Annotated in this window: 12 protein-coding genes; 6 read left to right on the forward strand and 6 right to left on the reverse strand. The window is 62.3% G+C overall.

Annotated features, from left to right (window positions below):
- The first annotated feature begins 216 nt into the window (after window positions 1-216).
- Window positions 217-2,616 carry a dihydropteroate synthase gene (gene folP, locus GJ630_RS00790; protein ID WP_050038313.1) on the forward strand — a complete coding sequence of 800 codons (2,400 nt, stop codon included), beginning with the start codon at window positions 217-219 and terminating at the stop codon, window positions 2,614-2,616.
- Between the two features lie 25 nt (window positions 2,617-2,641).
- On the forward strand, window positions 2,642-2,875 hold the full coding sequence (locus GJ630_RS00795; protein ID WP_191449135.1) for a hypothetical protein: 234 nt from the start codon (window positions 2,642-2,644) through the stop codon (window positions 2,873-2,875).
- A gap of 115 nt (window positions 2,876-2,990) precedes the next feature.
- Here the strand turns inward: GJ630_RS00795 and GJ630_RS00800 are convergent, their stop codons facing one another.
- Window positions 2,991-3,422 (reverse strand): hypothetical protein, encoded by a 432-nt coding sequence (locus GJ630_RS00800; protein WP_225308138.1) that lies wholly within the window; start codon window positions 3,420-3,422, stop codon window positions 2,991-2,993.
- A gap of 106 nt (window positions 3,423-3,528) precedes the next feature.
- On the opposite strand from GJ630_RS00800, the gene GJ630_RS00805 reads away from it, so the two are divergent.
- Entirely contained in the window at window positions 3,529-4,137 is a 609-nt protein-coding gene (locus tag GJ630_RS00805; protein WP_050006941.1) for a hypothetical protein, read from the forward strand.
- Window positions 4,138-4,214: 77 nt separating this feature from the next.
- Here the strand turns inward: GJ630_RS00805 and GJ630_RS00810 are convergent, their stop codons facing one another.
- Entirely contained in the window at window positions 4,215-5,975 is a 1,761-nt protein-coding gene (locus tag GJ630_RS00810) for a BCCT family transporter (protein WP_050038312.1), read from the reverse strand.
- 414 nt (window positions 5,976-6,389) lie between these two features.
- Between GJ630_RS00810 and GJ630_RS19390 the strand changes: the two genes are divergently transcribed.
- Window positions 6,390-6,551, forward strand: a complete 162-nt coding sequence (locus GJ630_RS19390) for a hypothetical protein (RefSeq protein ID WP_005533017.1) — start codon at window positions 6,390-6,392, stop codon at window positions 6,549-6,551.
- 6 nt (window positions 6,552-6,557) lie between these two features.
- Here GJ630_RS19390 and GJ630_RS00815 read toward each other — a convergent pair whose 3' ends face one another.
- The 4 genes from GJ630_RS00815 to GJ630_RS00830 all read right to left on the reverse strand — a co-directional run bounded on the left by GJ630_RS00815 (window position 6,558) and on the right by GJ630_RS00830 (window position 13,751).
- Window positions 6,558-7,001: a universal stress protein gene (locus GJ630_RS00815; protein ID WP_014031182.1), complete on the reverse strand. Its 444-nt coding sequence runs from the start codon at window positions 6,999-7,001 to the stop codon at window positions 6,558-6,560.
- A 91-nt stretch (window positions 7,002-7,092) separates the two neighbouring features.
- On the reverse strand, window positions 7,093-8,355 hold the full coding sequence (gene ilvA, locus GJ630_RS00820; RefSeq protein WP_064288982.1) for a threonine ammonia-lyase: 1,263 nt from the start codon (window positions 8,353-8,355) through the stop codon (window positions 7,093-7,095).
- A 56-nt stretch (window positions 8,356-8,411) separates the two neighbouring features.
- A complete protein-coding gene (locus GJ630_RS00825) occupies window positions 8,412-10,964 on the reverse strand; it encodes an FAD-dependent oxidoreductase (protein WP_191449136.1) in 2,553 nt (850 codons plus the stop codon).
- Window positions 10,965-11,180: 216 nt separating this feature from the next.
- Entirely contained in the window at window positions 11,181-13,751 is a 2,571-nt protein-coding gene (locus tag GJ630_RS00830) for an FAD-dependent oxidoreductase (protein WP_191449137.1), read from the reverse strand.
- A gap of 367 nt (window positions 13,752-14,118) precedes the next feature.
- On the opposite strand from GJ630_RS00830, the gene GJ630_RS00835 reads away from it, so the two are divergent.
- On the forward strand, window positions 14,119-15,075 hold the full coding sequence (locus GJ630_RS00835) for a succinylglutamate desuccinylase/aspartoacylase family protein (RefSeq protein WP_044952818.1): 957 nt from the start codon (window positions 14,119-14,121) through the stop codon (window positions 15,073-15,075).
- Window positions 15,076-15,213: 138 nt separating this feature from the next.
- Window positions 15,214-16,410: a hypothetical protein gene (locus GJ630_RS00840; RefSeq protein WP_146417903.1), complete on the forward strand. Its 1,197-nt coding sequence runs from the start codon at window positions 15,214-15,216 to the stop codon at window positions 16,408-16,410.
- Window positions 16,411-16,486 lie beyond the last annotated feature (76 nt).

The following is a 16,486-nucleotide window of genomic DNA, read 5'->3' on the forward strand; positions in this document are numbered from 1 at the left end:
TCGGCTTACGAGATTGGTTCCGTGGCCCAGCAGCAGTCCGGACGGCAGCGGCAGCGACGTCGGGATCTACGAAATGACTCGATCACGGTTTCCGGGCCGCCATTGAGGAGTTTCTCGTGGGTTTCGGCCTGAAGAGGGTGCTCCACCTCGTTACGTGCTATCGACGCAGAACCCTCTGGCGATAAATTAATCAGGCCGCCGCCGCCCAATTATGGTATGGAGTACCACGAGTCGGCGGACTACCTGCAGTCGCTACAACGCCGTCGGCCCAAGTTGGGGACCGATACGACGGCGCGGATGCTCGCACATCTCGGTGACCCGGACAACAGTTTCGACAGCGTGCAGATCGCCGGGTCGAACGGAAAGGGAAGCACCGCCCAGATGACCGAGAGCGTGCTCAGAGCCGCCGGGCTGGACGTCGGCCTGTTCACTTCGCCGGGATTGAACGGCTTTCGGGAGCAAGTCACGGTCAACGGCGGCCGGATACCCAAAGAGCGGGTGACGGAGTTCGTCGAACAGATCGAGCCATGTATCGACCGCCTGGCCGCCGAGGACGACAAGCCGACGCATTTCGAGGTACTCACCGCGCTTGCGCTCTATCATTTCGATGTCGAAGACGTCGATGTGGCAGTTCTGGAAGTCGGTATCGGCGGCCGGTACGACGCCACGAGCGCGGTCGATCCCGTCGCAAGCGCCGTCACCAGTATCAGTTTAGAACACACCGATCTGCTCGGCGACACAATCGAGGAGATCGCTCTGGACAAAGCACAGGTCGCGCCCGGAGACGCCCCGCTCGTGACCGGAACGACCGGCGCTGCCCTCGATGCAATCGAGGGGATTACCGACACCATCACCGTCGGCGGCGAGGCGGCCGACGTCACTGCGGTGGAGAACGGGATGCGCTCGGCCGTCGAGAACCGCATCTCCCTCACGGGGCCGGACTGGGCGCTCGAATCGAACCTCAAACTGCTCGGTCAGCACCAGGCCGAAAACGCCGGCGTCGCCGCGACGCTGGCCCGACAACTCACCGACGTGGACACGGAAACCATATCCGAGGGGCTGCGGGCCGCGACGCTGCCGGGGCGGTTCGAGGTCCGGTCGACCGACCCGATGGTCGTCCTCGATGGCTCCCACAACCCCGGCGCGATGGCGACGCTGGCGACACTCATCGAGCGATACGACTACGACGACCTCCATGTGGTCTTCGCCGCGATGGAAGACAAAGAGTACGAGCAGATGATCGCGACGCTTCCGGCCGTCGAGACAGCGTTTGCCGCGCGACCGAAGGTGGACCGAGCCGCGAGTACGGAGTCGCTCGCTGCGGCGTTCGAGGGCCAGGCAGCCCAGGTCCAGCGAGTCGAGTCCGTTCCGGAAGCCACCGAACGGGCGATAGCGGCGGCCGACGCGGACGACTTCGTGCTCGTCGCAGGATCGCTCTACGCAGTCGCCGAAGCTCGGGACCGCTGGAGCCGGCTGGTCGTTCCCGGGGACAACCTCCAGCAGGCGTCGACGGGAGAGACTGCTAAAGCCGGAAGTGAACCAGAAATCCACCAGCAGATGCTTTCGGTCACGTTGCGGCGCGACCAGGCGGGAGTCCTAAAACAGGAGCTCGAGGACTGTGGCGGTACCTGTACTTGTTCGACTGTCGGGATGCCTGAGAAGCTCGTCGACACGACGCTGTCGGGAACGCCGCGACAGTTTCAACAGCTCACTGACAGACTGGCTTCGACAGGGCTGGGGCTCGGTCGGCTCGCCACGCAACTCGAAGGCACGCTGTCTGACAGGTCGTTCCCGCCGCCGTTCGACAGGGAAGAGGCGGCCGTGATGGGTATTCTCAACGTCACGCCGGACAGTTTCTACGACGGCGGCGAGTACAACCGCCGCGACCTCGCGGTCAGTCACGCGGAACAGATGATCGAGTCCGGGGCGGATATCATCGACATCGGCGGCGAAAGCACGCGGCCCGGCGCAGATCCGGTGTCCGTCGAAACGGAAATCGACCGCGTAGTGCCCGTTATCGAGGCCGTGTCCTCGCTCGATGCGACTGTCTCCGTCGATACCCGAAAAGCCGCCGTCGCTGACGCGGCGTTGGACGCGGGTGCCGACATCGTCAACGACGTGTCGGGACTGTCGGACCCCGAGATGCGGTTCGTGGTTGCCGACCACGACGCGTCCGTCATCCTGATGCATAGCCTGTCCGCGCCAGTGGACCCAGGTCGAACTGTGACCTACGACGACGTCGTCGACGACGTGCTTCGAGACCTCACAGAACAGATCCTGCTCGCCGAGCAAGCCGGCATCGACCGCGAGCAGATTATCGTCGACCCCGGCTGTGGTTTCGGGAAGAACGCCGCCGAATCGTTCGAACTCGTCGACCGACTCCACGAGTTCCACGCGCTCGGCTGTCCGGTGCTGGTCGGGCACTCCCGGAAGTCGATGTTTGCCGACATGAGCGACGCCGGTGCGGACAGGCTGCCACCGACTCTGGCCACGACAGCGCTGGCCGCCGAACGTGGGGCTGACGCAGTCAGGGTCCACGACGTCTCCGAGAACAACGCCGTGCTCAAGACGGTCTCAGCGACGGCGTCGCGACCGTCTCAGATGCGACAACAGTGATACCTGTGCAGCCCGAACAGTATGTATGCTACAGTTTCCAGTTCAGCTCGGTTCGGGCCTGCTCGAATCCGTCGGGCAGGTGGCAGCAATCGCTGGCACCGTCGTCCTTCTGCTGATGCTCGTCGGTCTGGGTGCCTTCGCGTACAAGAGCCTCATCGGAGACGGTATCCGCTGGCCCGATGAGCGAGAAGAGGCGGACAGTGAGGAGGACGACGGCGTCGTGCAAGGGAGCCGTGAGGACGACTGGAAGTATTACTGACGGCAGAATCCCACTCGCGTGTTGGAACTGGGCATCACCCTGCTTTTGATCTCGTAGCCGTTTCGAAGCAACGCATACCGGCCAAACGGCAGCAGTGATCAGTGTACCCATCGTCTCAATCAGTACTGCGGTCGTAGGAGTGTTCGAACTCCCAGTGGTACCGACAGTCCGTGCAGGTCGCCCACTCGGGGATGTCGAACCGCTCGGGGTGGCGTTGCCCGTGCTCCATCCGGCTCCGACAGACCGGGCAGGTGAGATACAGGAGCTGCAGGTCGGCGAACTCGTCGTGGCTGTATTCGCCGACACACCGCGGACAGTCGATGCTGTCACGCGCGTTGTGCTGGAAGATTTCCGACTCGCATCGCGGACATTCGACCGTCGCTGGCGGCCGTCTCGCCCACCCAATGTCACCGTCGTACGTCGTCGTTGCCGTGTCCATGCTCGACAGCCTGAACTTGTTCGGCCCGTCACTCTGCTGGAGTGGCGCGGCCACCCGCTTGCCGACCCAGACAAGCTTCGAGAGCAGAGCTGCGAGCCATCCAGACACTGTGACATGGTATGTATTCTGACGGCTTAAATTTCCGGGCAGTACGAACGCTGACCCGATGGTGAGCGGTCGATAGGTTTTCACGGCGACCCGCGGTATGTGGCATATGAGTGTTGACGCGGCTGTCGGTGTTGCGCCGACCGTCCCGGGACTGGCGGCAACTGTTGTGAATCCCGTCGTGGGACAGTTGATGCCCGGCGTTGGCACCGAACTGTCCAGACCGCTCCGCGGGCTCGTCTCGTTCGTTCTCGTGCTCGTGGCCGGCGCATTGGTGCTCCGGCTGCGGCGGAACTACGTCAACGAGTCGATTGACGCGATTTCGGACAGCCCGGCGACGGCCGTCCTCTACGGCATCGCTGGGTACGTGATCGTCGGTATCGTCGGCCTCTACGGGGCAACAACGCTAGCCCGCCTCAGCGTCGCTGGCGGGGTATTCGTCCGTGTCGCGATTCTCATCAGTAGTGCGTTCGTCCTGGTACTCACAAGCTTCGGCTTTCTCGTGGTCGGCACACTCCTCACTGATATCTTTGGCAGCCGCCGACCAACATACGGGCTCCTCATCGGAGCGTTTCTCAGCGCTGTCTCGTGGGTTCTGCTTTCACCCGCCGGCAGTATCGTGTCCAGCCTCGCCATCGCCGCGTTCGGAATCGGCGGCTCTGCCCGGATTTGGATACACTCTGAACGGACGGTCGAAACAGAACTGGGCGGCCGGTAGCGTGAACGGTTTCGGCCGCTGTTGGCTATAGCATCTGACACTACCGGTCGCGTCGGAAAACGCCAAAACGAGAGGTTTCAGTCGGTACCCGTCGCCGTGTCGTCTCCCGGGTCGGAGATATCTGTCACCATTTCGTCGCCGGCGGTCACGACGTCGACATCATCCCGTTCAGAGAGGTCCTGAATCGTTTCTGCGAACTCTTCCGATTCGAGTATCTGGTACTCGTTGTCGAGCCCCAGATACACTGTATAGCACATCAGACACAGGATGAACGCGAACGGGAGTCCTGTGGTGATTGCGGCCGTCTGGAGCGCCGTCAGACCGCCACCGATGAGCAGGATGGACGCGACAAGGCCCTCGGTAAGGGCCCAGAATATCCGCTGTGTTCGCGGCACGTCGTGCTTTCCGCCCGAAGTCAGATGGTCGATGACCAGTGACCCGGAGTCAGACGACGTGACGAAGAACGTGATGACCAGCAGCGTCGCGATCAGTCCACTGACCACGCCAAGCGGGAACTGCTCCAGCAGGGCGAACATCGCGACGGTCTGGCCGACCTCGTTGTACGTCGCCAGCGCCTGTCCGTTCCCCAGCAGGGAGTTGAACATCGCGCTGCCGCCGAACACCGAGAGCCAGAGCGTCGAGAACATCGATGGAAGGAACAGCACGCCCAGTACAAACTCCCGGACGGACCGACCCTTCGAAATGCGCGCGATGAACATCCCGACGAACGGCGACCACGCGATCCACCAGCCCCAGTAGAACACGGTCCAGGCGGTGGGGGTCCCGTTCGCCGCTTCGTTGAGCGTCCCGGTAAAGAACCCGAGCGCCAGAATGTTTCCGAAGTACGCGCCGAGGCCCTCTGCCCACGTCCCGAAGATGTACACCGTCGGACCCACGATGACGAGGAACCCGAGTAGTGCGAACATCAGGTAGAGGTTCAGCGTACTCAGCCGCTTGACACCGCCGTCGAGCCCCGCTGCGACCGAGAGGGTCGCGATGAGCGTGATCCCGGCGATGAGCGCGACTTGCGGCCAGGTCCCTGTCGGGACACTCACCGCACCGAGCATGTCGCCGCCCACGTAGGAGAGCCCCGTGTTGACCTGTGCAACACCGAGTCCCAGTGAGGTTGACAGCCCGAACAGCGTCGCGAACACCGTCACGAGGTCGATGATGTGGCCCGGCCAGCCGTAAATCCGCTCGCCCAGCAGGGGCCAGAATATCGACCGGAAGGTGAGTGGGAGTCCCCGGTTAAACGAGAAGAACGCGAGGCCGAGTCCCACTAGGCCGTACACCGCCCACGGGTGAAAGCCCCAGTGGAAGAACGTCTGCGCCATCGCGGCGGACGCCGCTGCGCCGGTCCCCGCTTCGGCCCCGAAGAAGCTCGGGGGGTTCTGGAAGTAGTACAGCGGTTCCGAGACGCTGAAGAACATGAGGCCGATACCCATGCCGGCGCTGAACAGCATCGCCATCCAGGAGAAGTCGCTGAACTCCTTTTCGGCCTCGACGCCGCCGATTCTGATATTGCCGTACTTGCTGAACGCGAAGTAAAGCAGTGTGATGATGAACACGTTCACCGCCAGCAGGTAGAACCAGCCGAAAGTGTCCCCGATGGTATTGAACAGCCATGTGTACGCCGAGGCTGCGGTGTCACCGAGCAGTATCGTCACTGCGATGAACAGCGCAATGATCACCAGCGCCACCGGGAATACCACCGGATGGATGTCGAATCCAGCCGCCTGAATGTTCGTATCACCGGGTTCGCGGTCGGACTCCGGATGGAACAACTCGACCTGAAGCCCGTCAGACATTTCCCCGGTTTGGTCGTCACTGTTTGCCATACGTTACCCCTCTCGAACGCGGTACTGGTCTGTGGTGTCTCATTGTCGTAGTCGCGGTCGTCCTCTGTCGTAGTCCGTTGCCACCGTCATGGTAACGACATCCCGGCGTAGCGCGCCTACAGCAGTCGCATCCTGTTTGTCTTACTGTACTCGCTCGGGCGGACACGACGTGCCCGCAGGGCTATTGTCGGCGTGTTTTGTGTGCTACACAGTCTCATACTTATGCACTGATGCAACTGTAATAAAACTTCACCTTAGACACCAATATATCACGGACTGAAGCACTGTACGGCTGTGACTCGGCAGACATTTCTCCTATCTAGTACATTGAGGTTTGCTGGCTGTCGACGAGTCTTCGATTGTCTCACCGCTTGATGGGTGCGTATTTATTTCGGACTCCCACTTAGCATCAGTATGGCACGACTTCTGGCAACAGGGGCAGCCGCGGTGGCAGCACTGCTGATGGGCGTCGGCCTCGTCGGGATGACAGTCGGCGACTTCCGACTCGCAGGATTCAGTTTCCTCAGCGCCAGCCTGGTGATCTACATACGTGAGACGCGACTGATAGACGCGTAGCTGGTGTCAAATGTCGTTGACACTCATCCGCTGACTGATGACTGGAATGCTCGACGTCCGGACCACTTTATCGGTTGTCCCACCGAGCAGGTTCCCGAGCTTTCCACGGAACGCCGAGCCCAGGACAATCGCGTCCATGTCTTCGTTTTCAGCGAACTCGACGATTTCCTCGCTGGGTGCGCCGGTTTTGAAATGCGTCTTGTAATCGACGCCGTGCTCTTGGGCGACGTTCCCGAGATTCGCCAGAACCTCTTCCCCGTAGTTTCGATACTCCTCGCGCATCTCCTCTTCGTCATCTCTGAGCGCAAGCGCACGCGGCGTGCCCGGCAGGTCAATGACGTACAATGCATGGACTGTCGCGCCGAGTGCAGCGGCGAGTTCGATGCCGTGTTCTGCCCCTCTCCGGGCCTCATCACTGCCGTCATACGGGACGAGTATGTGGTCGTACATGGTGCCTGACTCATGTGTAATTCCCCCACACACCTGTTATAGGTTTCCCCGCTCGTGGCGTCGATCCGTCGATCTGAATGCCGATTCCGGCTCACAGTGCGCCGTTTTGGGCCTTCCGTGCGACGTTGTCGACGGGGTAGCCCGCGTCGCGTATCGCCGTAATGATGGTCTGTGCATGCTCGGCACCGCTCGTCTCGACGTTGAAGACGAGGTACGCCTCCCCGATTTCGAGGTTCTCGACGGACCGCTCGTGGCGAACGTCGTGGATGTTAGCTCCCTGCCGGGCGATGACCCCCGAGATCTCCTCCATCACACCCGGCTGGTCGTCGATGCGAACCCGAAGCTGAAGGAGCTGCTGGCGCTCCGTGAGCGCATGGATGAGAACCTCACGCATTTGTGTCATGTCGAGGTTCCCGCCACAGAGCAGCGGCATCACCGTTTCACCCGACACGTCGAGGCTGTCACTCAGTACGGCAGCCACGGAGGCGGCCCCGGCACCTTCTACGACCTGTTTGGCCCGTTCCATCAACAGGAGAATCGCCTGTGCGATGTCGGTGTCCGAAACAGTGACGACCTCGTCGACGTTCGCCTCGATGATGTCGAGCGTCGTCTCCGAGATGCCGCCTGTGGCGATGCCGTCAGCGATTGTGTCAACCTCGTCGAGCACGACCGGAATCCCCTTGTCGAGACTTTCGTGCACCGTCTCCGCGCCGGTCGCCTGGACACCGACGACGCGCGTCTCGGGCGAGAGGTGTTTGATTGCGGTCGAGACGCCGCTGATGAGCCCACCGCCCCCGATAGGAACGACGACCGTGTCAACGTCCGGGCAGTCATGGTACATTTCGGTACCGAGGGTCCCCTGGCCAGCGATTATGTCAAGGTCGTCGTAGGCGTGAACGAACTCGGCGTCGGTCTCCTCGACGACGGCTTTGGCGTGAGACATCGTCTCCTGAAAGTCGTTACCCACCAGTTCGACGCTCCCGCCGTAGCCTCTGGTGGCGTCTATCTTGGCCTGTGGCGCGTTCACCGGCATAAAAATCGTCGACTCTGCCCCGCATTTCGTCGCGGCGAGGGCAACGCCCTGTGCGTGGTTGCCGGCGCTAGCGGCGACAAACGACTCCACGCCATCGGCGACATCCTGAGAGATTTTGTTGTACGCGCCTCTGGTCTTGAACGACCCTGTCCACTGGAGGTGCTCCATCTTCAGATGTACCTCCGCGTCGACGAACCCACCGAGGGACGTGCTCCGTTCAACCGGCGTTTTCTTTACAACCGTGTCGTCGTCCAGCCGTTCGCGGGCTCGTTCGATGTCCGCGTATGTGACGGGCAGGGTGTCCGATTCGGTTTGTGTCATGTGTTCGTATCGTCCCGGGCCTTATGTCAAAGTTGGTGGGTCAGTGCGCTGTCCTGTCATTTGATGATGCGCTCTCGGGTTGGGTCGAACAGCGGCTCATCACGCACCGTTGCGTCGTAGGTCTCACCCTCACACTGTATCTGGACCGACGTGCCCGACTCGGCGTATTCAGTTGGGACGTACGTGTACGCGATGGATTCACCGATACTGTAGCCGTAGTTCCCAGCCTGCACATAGCCGATTGCGTCACCGTCTTTCGTCACTGGCCGCCCACTCAGCATGATATCTGTCGAGTCGTCGAGCGTGAGTGGCGTGATTTTGCTGTCGATGCCCCTGTCGCGTGCGGCCTCTAAGGCTTCCTTGCCGATGAACTCTGTATCCATATCGACGGCGAAGGGCAGACCGGCCTCGAAGGGGTTCGAGTCCGTGTCGATGTCCGTCCCCCAGAGGCGGTAGCCTTTCTCTAATCGCATGGAACTGAGCGCCCCGCCGCCCATCGGTCGGACGCCGAGGTCCTGTCCGGCCTCTGCCAGCGTCTCCCAGAGGCGCTGGCCGTACTCCGTCGGTGCCCACAGCTCCCAGCCGAGTTCACCCACGTACGAGACTCGCAGCCCGATGACTGGCACGTCGCCAACGTACATTTGCTTGGCGCTGAAGTACGGGAAGCCACCGTTGGTCACGTCCGTGTCGGTACACCGCTGGAGGAGGAGCCGCGCGTTCGGCCCCCAGAGACCGATTGTGGATTTCGCGCCTTCCTCGACGTGGACTGACACCGTCTCGGGCGCTTCGTCTTCCAGATGGCCGCCGTGGATGCCGGGCGAGTTCCCGCCACCGGTCGTCACCATGAACGCCTCGTCATCGAGTCTGACAACAGTGATATCCGCGAGAATACCGCCGCCCTCGTTCAACAGCAGCGAGTAGCGGACCTGCCCGGTGTTGATATCCATATCGTTACTACAGACCCGCTGGAGGAACGCCTGGCTCCCCTCGCCTTCGACCATAATCGAGCTGAACGTCGTCATGTCGAACATCGACACCTTGTCGCGGGCGTGGAGATGCTCCGCAGCCTCGATTTTCGAGCGGTTGATGCCCTGCCAGCCGTTCTGATCGGGAATCCGGTCCTCGTATCTTTCGACCAAGTCGGCGTTCGACTCGTACCACTGTGGCGTCTCCCAGCCGCCGCTCTGGTAGAACTCCGCGCCGAGTTCTTTTTGTTGGTGGTAGAACGGACTCGTCCGGAGTCCCCGGTGGTCGTCGGGCTGCCACCGCGGCTCGACGATGCTGTACACCTGCTCGTAGCGCTTGGCCCCGCGGTCGACGAAGTAGTCTTTCTCGCCCGCGTGCGGCTCGAACCGTCGGACGTGGATGCCGCCGGTGTCGACCGGGCCGGACGGCAGTCTGGGAACGCCGTTTTCCATCCACTCGGCAAGGATGCGGCCGTAGCCCCCGGAGTGGGTCCACCAGATAGCCAGTCCGGTCCAGAGGCCGTCGACCTGCGCCGTCTCGCCGACGGCCGGCATCCCGTCGGGCGTGAATACGAAGATACCGTTCTCGGTGGCCTCGTATTCCACGTCCTGTGTCGCCGGCAGCAGTTCGTCGAAGGCCTGCTTTGCCGACTTGTCTCGGCCGCGGTGGGTCGGTGTCTCCCAATGCTCCTTCGTGAACCCTCTAACTGACGCTTGGTGTTCCTCGGAGTTCTTCCCCATCGCCTCGGGGTCGACCGAGAGCGTCTCGTGGTTGTACGAGCCCATCCCGAGCGCGTCGCCGTGGGTCCGGAAGTACAGCGAGTGGTCCTGGTCGCGGCCGACTGGCTGGTGTGGCCCTTCGCTCATGTACTCAGCGATAGAGCGGTCGCCCGGCACGTCCAGCCCGGTCGTGTTGTCGCCGACCGAGGATTCGGCGTCGGCGAGTTCGTCCATCGGTTCGGTGACGACGTACTGGTGCTCCACTGGCGCAATCGGGAGGTCGAGCCCAGCCAGCTGGCCGGTCTGGTAGCCCCAGTTGTTCGTCGCAATAACGGCTCGCTCGCAGTCGATGCGGCCCTGTGCGGTCTCGACAGCGTTGATTTCGCCCCCCGAAACATCCAGATCGGTGACCTCCGTGTTCCCGTAGAACGACGCCGAAGAGTTTTCCATATACCACTGGAGCGCGCCGATGCCGTCGACGCGTCCATCAGTCGGCGAGTAGTAGCCACCGAGGATTTCGTCCTCGTCGACCATCGGAAGGTGCTCGGTGACTTCCTCGGGCGAGAGCAACTGCGGTTCCGGCAGCCCATAGGAAGTCGCCCACTCGACGCGCCGACGGAGGAAGTCCATGCGCTCCTCGCTCCGGGCCACTTCGATGCCACCGACCTCGTCGTAGACGCCAGCATCGGAGAGGAGCCGACTGGTGTAGTAGGCTGTCTTCGTCTGTATCTTCGACGGCGACGTCTGGAACATAATCCCGGGGGCGTGTACCGACGAGCCGCCGGTGACAGGGAGCGGCCCCTGATCGATAACCGTGACATCCTCCGCGCCGAGTTCCGTCAGGTGATACGCGACGCTACACCCGACGGCCCCGGCACCGATAACAACAGTATCCGCCCGAGACGGGGGAGTCTCTGTGCTCATGTATCTCGTTTGTGACTGTCTCTGTCATATTCTTAAATACACCGGTGGCCGGAACCCACGCAAAAAGAGAACGTCGGGTAGAGGAGTCACAGAGAGGTATTTCGACCAGTGTCGAGCCGTCGGGTATCAGTAGGTAGCGAGAAGAAACCGCAGTGCGGGACTGAACCACAGCGTGTTACAATCCCGATAGAACCAGCGGCTGGTCACAGACCGCTCTCAGACCAGCGGTTCCTCACGCACAGTCGCGTCGTACCGCTCTCCCTCGTAGAGGATTTCGACGCTGGTCCCGGGTTCGGCGTACTCGGGCGGCAGGTACGTGTACGCGACGCAGGCCCCTTCGGTGTAACCGTACTCGGCGCTGTGGAGATAGCCGACAGTCTCGTCGCCGTCGAGGACTGGCTTGTTGTCCAGCACGACGGCATCCTCGTCGTCGAGCGTCAGGCACGCGACCTTGTGGTCGATGTTGTCGCCGTCGGCGGCCGCGGCGACGGCCTCCTTGCCGATGAAGTCGGTTTCGAGGTCGACGGCCCACCCGAGGCCGGCCTCGTACGGGTTGTGCTCCGTGTGGAGGTCCTTCCCCCAGAGGCGGAAGCCTTTCTCGATTCGCAGCGAATTCAGCGCGCCGTTGCCGTACGGGCGGATGCCGTACTCCTCGCCGGCCTCCATGATGTGCTCCCAGAGGCGTTCGCCGTACTCCGAGGGCGTGTAGAGCTCCCAGCCGAGCTCGCCCGCGTACGAGACGCGGAGCGCAGTCACGGGAATGTTCTTGATGAAGAACTGCTGGCTCGTGAAGAACGGGAAGGCGTCGTCGGAGAGGTCGACGTCGGTGATCTTCGAGAGGACCTTCCGGGCGTTCGGGCCGGTACAGACCATCGCCGCCAGGCTGGAGGTCACGTCGTTGACGACCACGTCGTCGGGGGACTGCTCGCGCACCCACGCGACATGGTTGTTCCCGACTTCGCGACCCGTCGTCAGTAGGAGGTAGCGGTCCTCGTCGGTTCGCGTGACCGTGATGTCCGCCCGGACGCCGCCGCCCTCGTTACACATCAGCGTGTACTTCACGTCGCCCACGTCGATGTCCATGTCGTTCGTACAGAGGTACTGGACGAACTCGCCGGCGTCGCTCCCGATGACCTCCATCTTGTTGAACGATGTCATGTCGTGGAGCCCGACGTTCTCCCGGACGTTCAGCGCCTCGGCGCCTTCGATGGGTGACCAGTACTTCGCTTCCCAGCCCTCGCGGTCGGGGATCTGGTCACCGTACTCCGCCAGGAGGTCGGCATTTGAGTCGAACCAGTGGGGTTCCTCCCAGCCGGCCTCGGCCCACAGTTCGGCGTCGTACTTCTTGTGGGTGTGGTACATCGGGGTCCGACGGATGTCCCGCTGTTTGTCGGTCCAGACCCACTTGGGGTGCATGATGTTGTAGACGATGCGGTACTCCTCGCCGCCGATGTCCCGAGCGAAGTCCCAACTGCCCTCGTGCTCGTCGAAGCGGTTCACGTCGCAGTGGGCGAGGTCAATCGGGCCGTCAGGGAGGCGCGGGACGCCGTGTTCCATCCACTCGGCGAGCGCTTTGCCGGCACCGCCGGCGTGGGTGACCCAGATGGCCGCCGCCGTCCAGAGGCCGTCGTACTCCTGGACGGGCCCCATCACAGGGAGGCCGTTGGGCGACTCCGCGAACATGCCGTTGTACTTGTGTTCGAGTTCCTTGCCGGCCGTCGCGGGCAACAGCTCGTCGCTGGCCTGTCGCGGGGCCTTGTCCGGCCGGTCCGGATGTGTCGCGTTGTCCATGTGGTAGTCCGTGAACTCGTGGACCGAGCCCTGCTCGCCGTCGGGGTCGTTGCCGCCGAGGTCCTGTGGATCGGGCACGATTGGCTCGTGGTTGTACGAGCCGATACCGTAGGAGTCCCCGTGGTTCCGGTAGTACATCGCGTTGTCCTGGTCGCGGAGAATCGGCCGGTCCGGACCCACGAGGAGCCGTTTTGCCTTCTCCCCGGAGACGTTCTCGTAGTTCTCGAACAGCGGGTGGTCCGTGATGTCGACCGCGCTGTCGGCCAGTTCGTCGAGGGACTCCGTCATCGTGTACTGGTGTTCGACCGGCGTCACCGGCAGGTGCACGTCGAGTTTCTCGCCGAGTTGACGGGCCCAGATGTTCGTCGCGACGACGACCTCGTTACACTCGATACTACCGTTCTCCGTGACGACGGCCTGGACCTCGCCGTCCGCTGTTTCGACGTCCTCGGTGCGCGTGTGCGGCACGAACTTCGCGCCCCCGTCCATCGCTTCCCTGGCCAGTGCGTCACACGCGACGACGCCCGAGACCTGCCCGTCCGTCGGGGAGTAGTAGCCGCCCTTGATCTGGTCGGCGTCGACCAGCGGGAGGTGCTCGGTGACTTCTTCGGGCGAGAGCAACTGCGGGTCCTCGATGCCCCAGGCCTTGGCGTATTCGACGCGACGCTGGAGGAAGTCCATGCGTTCCTCGCTGCGCGCGACTTCGATGCCGCCTGTTTCGTTGTAGGCCTGCTGCCCATCCGCGCCCTCGAGGTCCGAGTACAGCCGACGGCTGTAGTCCGCAAACTGGCTGAGGACTTTCGGCTCCGCGGTCTGGAACATGATTCCGGGAGCGTGGGTGGATGATCCACCAGTGGTTGGCATCGGCCCCTGGTCGACTACGACCACGTCCTCACGGCCGAGCGCTGTCAGCTGGTAGGCGATGTTGCAGCCGACGATTCCGGCACCGACGATGACGGTATCGGCCTGGGTCGGCAGGCTATCGGTAGGCTCCATGACTCTGGGTAGAACGTGCTATGGCGTGGCAATATAGTTACCGCCTGGTCCACCTCCTTTGCAAACTGACATCGCATTATCACGTAGTGTTTCAGAATAACAGGAGTACCATTGTTAATAGATTTGGGTCCCCTGTGGTGATTGTCGCTTCCGGTCAGAAACTCCGAGCAGTGTCCAACACGCTATTGTACTGTCAAGTTATATGTTAACAGCCCTCTGTGATTTTTATGATACGGGGTTTCACACCGGCGACAGCCGCTCTACCGGTCAGTGGTTCTGTTCCGAAGGAGTATCACAGCACCGCTCCGTGTGGCCCAGCGACGCTCCTACTCCCAGCGCTTTTGCCTGCGCGCCGCCGGGCATCGATATGGACTACACCGCCGTCACGCACACGACGACTGACCGACGGCTCGGGAGACTCCCGTCAGGACGAGCCGTGTCCGTGACTGTCCACCGGTACGTCGGCAGCCCCGGGCCGACAGTGTATATTCAGGCGGCGCAACACGGCATCGAACTCAACGGCCCAGCCGCGTTACGGCGACTGCACGACCGCCTGACCGACGCGGCTATCGCCGGGACAGTACTTGTCATCCCAGTCGTGAACCAGCTCGCGTTCGATCACCGGTCGTACATGACCCCCGGCGAGTACGACGTGATGAACCCGAACCTGAACCGCGTGTGGCCGGGAGACGAGTCCGGAAGCCTACAGGAACAGTTTGCCGCTCGGCTGTGGGAACTCGTGAAAGACGCGGACGCCGCGGTCGATCTCCACACCGGCACGGCAGATATGCTGGAACACGTCAGATGCCGGGCGGGCGACCCGGCCGCCGAGCGCCTCGCCGAAGCGTTCGGTACTTCCTACAGAATCACCGACGAGTCCGAGGACACCGGCGACGACGGCTCTGGCGGGACGTTCCGCGCTGCGGCTGCGGCAGCCGGCATTCCGGTTATCACGGCGGAGCTATCGAACAGTCGCCGGATAGCACAGGACGCGGTTGCGGCTGGTGTCGACGGGATACAGAATCTCCTGCGCGAGCGGGCAGTCCTCCCGGCAGAGCCGGAGCCCCATGCCGGGCAGACGGTGCTTCGAAACGACGCGGAGCCGGTCACCGCGTCGGAATCGGGATTGTTCGAATGTCGGCCGGACATCGCCGTCGGTGACACTGTCGACGCCGGGGAGCGACTGGGGGCTGTCTACGAACCCTCCTCGTTCGAGCAACAACAGGTCGTCTCAGCGACAGAACGAGGAGTGATATTCTCGCTTGCCAGGGAGTCTGTCGTCGTGAAAGGGGAACGCCTCGCAGGCATCGCGACACCGCGATAACCGAGACGTATCCGAGGAGCCGCCTGCGGGCACTGTTTCAGACGTGTGTTGCTAGCCGTAGTTTTGGGGAAGTTTATAAATGGGTTCGGTATTCCACACCTATCTCTACAGCATAACGTGTCATAGTCACTCAATGACATGGGACTTCACACCGCATTCACGGCGCTCGCGGAGGTCATCGATGCGTACGAATCCCGCGGTCGGTCCATCGAGACCGTCGAAGCATTGCCGGCCGACACCGGTGATGCAGTCCTCGATGTGACGGTGGCGATGCCGGTCTCGCTGCGTTCCGGCGGCGGCGCTGACGAAGGTCTCAGCCCGGAGACGGCGAATCTAACCGACAGTGGTGACCTCGAAGTCACGTTCTCACCGTCGGCCACTGAACTTCCGTCGACCGCTGGGACCTCACTGTCGATAGGTGATGCCTCGGCGACGGTTACTGACGACGGCTTGCTCCTGACGGTAGAGCTGACAATTGATGCCATGGGCGCGCCAGACGAGGCAGCCAGCGTCGACTGTGGGCCGGAGCCAGCTGTCGATAGCGATTCAGCAACAGGCACCGTAGCGCGTTCGGCCGATGCCGTCGAGAGTAACATTGACGCGCTCGACGGTTCGGATATCTCGGATTCAGAGTCTGTCAGTGAGGGAGGTGACGGTTCACGGGAAAGCCCACAGTCGGACGGCGCGGCTACAGCGGCTCCTGAGTCTGATCGCGAGAACAACTCTGAATACGGCCCGTTCGCCGCCGTCCGCGACGACTCCGTCCCACCGTACGAGGACACCGACTACCTGCAAGCACTGTACGACGAGTGTGACAACTTCAGGGAGATCGCCGAGCAGATACAGATGGATGTCTCCTCCGAGACGGTCCGCCGGTACATGATAGAAGCGGACATCCACGTCCCGAACACGTACAACACCTCCAGCGACGAGGAAGAAGAAGCGGCCGAATCAGGGCAGTCTGACAACGGCGCGAGCCAGGGTGAAGTCGATGCCGGGGGCGGACAGGTCAGTGTGGCCGAACCCGTTTCGGCCGAGTCAGTTGGTTCCGAGAGTTCGGTCGGGGAACTTCCAGACGAGCAACTGGTCACCGACGGGATTGGACTCCCAGCTGATGTCCAGCTGCAAGACGTCGCGGACGCGGTCGTCGATTCCGACACGGTGTACGAGGTACAGCGATGCCTGAGTCTCGACCGTGGCCAGACCCGGGACCTGCTGGCGGAACTCAATCTGTTAGATCTCGTCCTGTGCCGGCTCGCGGACGAACCGGACCACGCTGTCTCCTACGGGACTGTGGCCAGTCGGATCCGGCAGTGTGCGCCTCATAGCGCGTGATAGAAGCGATTTCTTATAAATGGGTTCGATGCCCCACCCACAGAGAAAAGTACGGGTGCGCCTTATCTCTGGCAAC

This window comes from Haloarcula sp. CBA1122 (assembly GCF_009741785.1).
Lineage (GTDB): Archaea > Halobacteriota > Halobacteria > Halobacteriales > Haloarculaceae > Haloarcula > Haloarcula hispanica.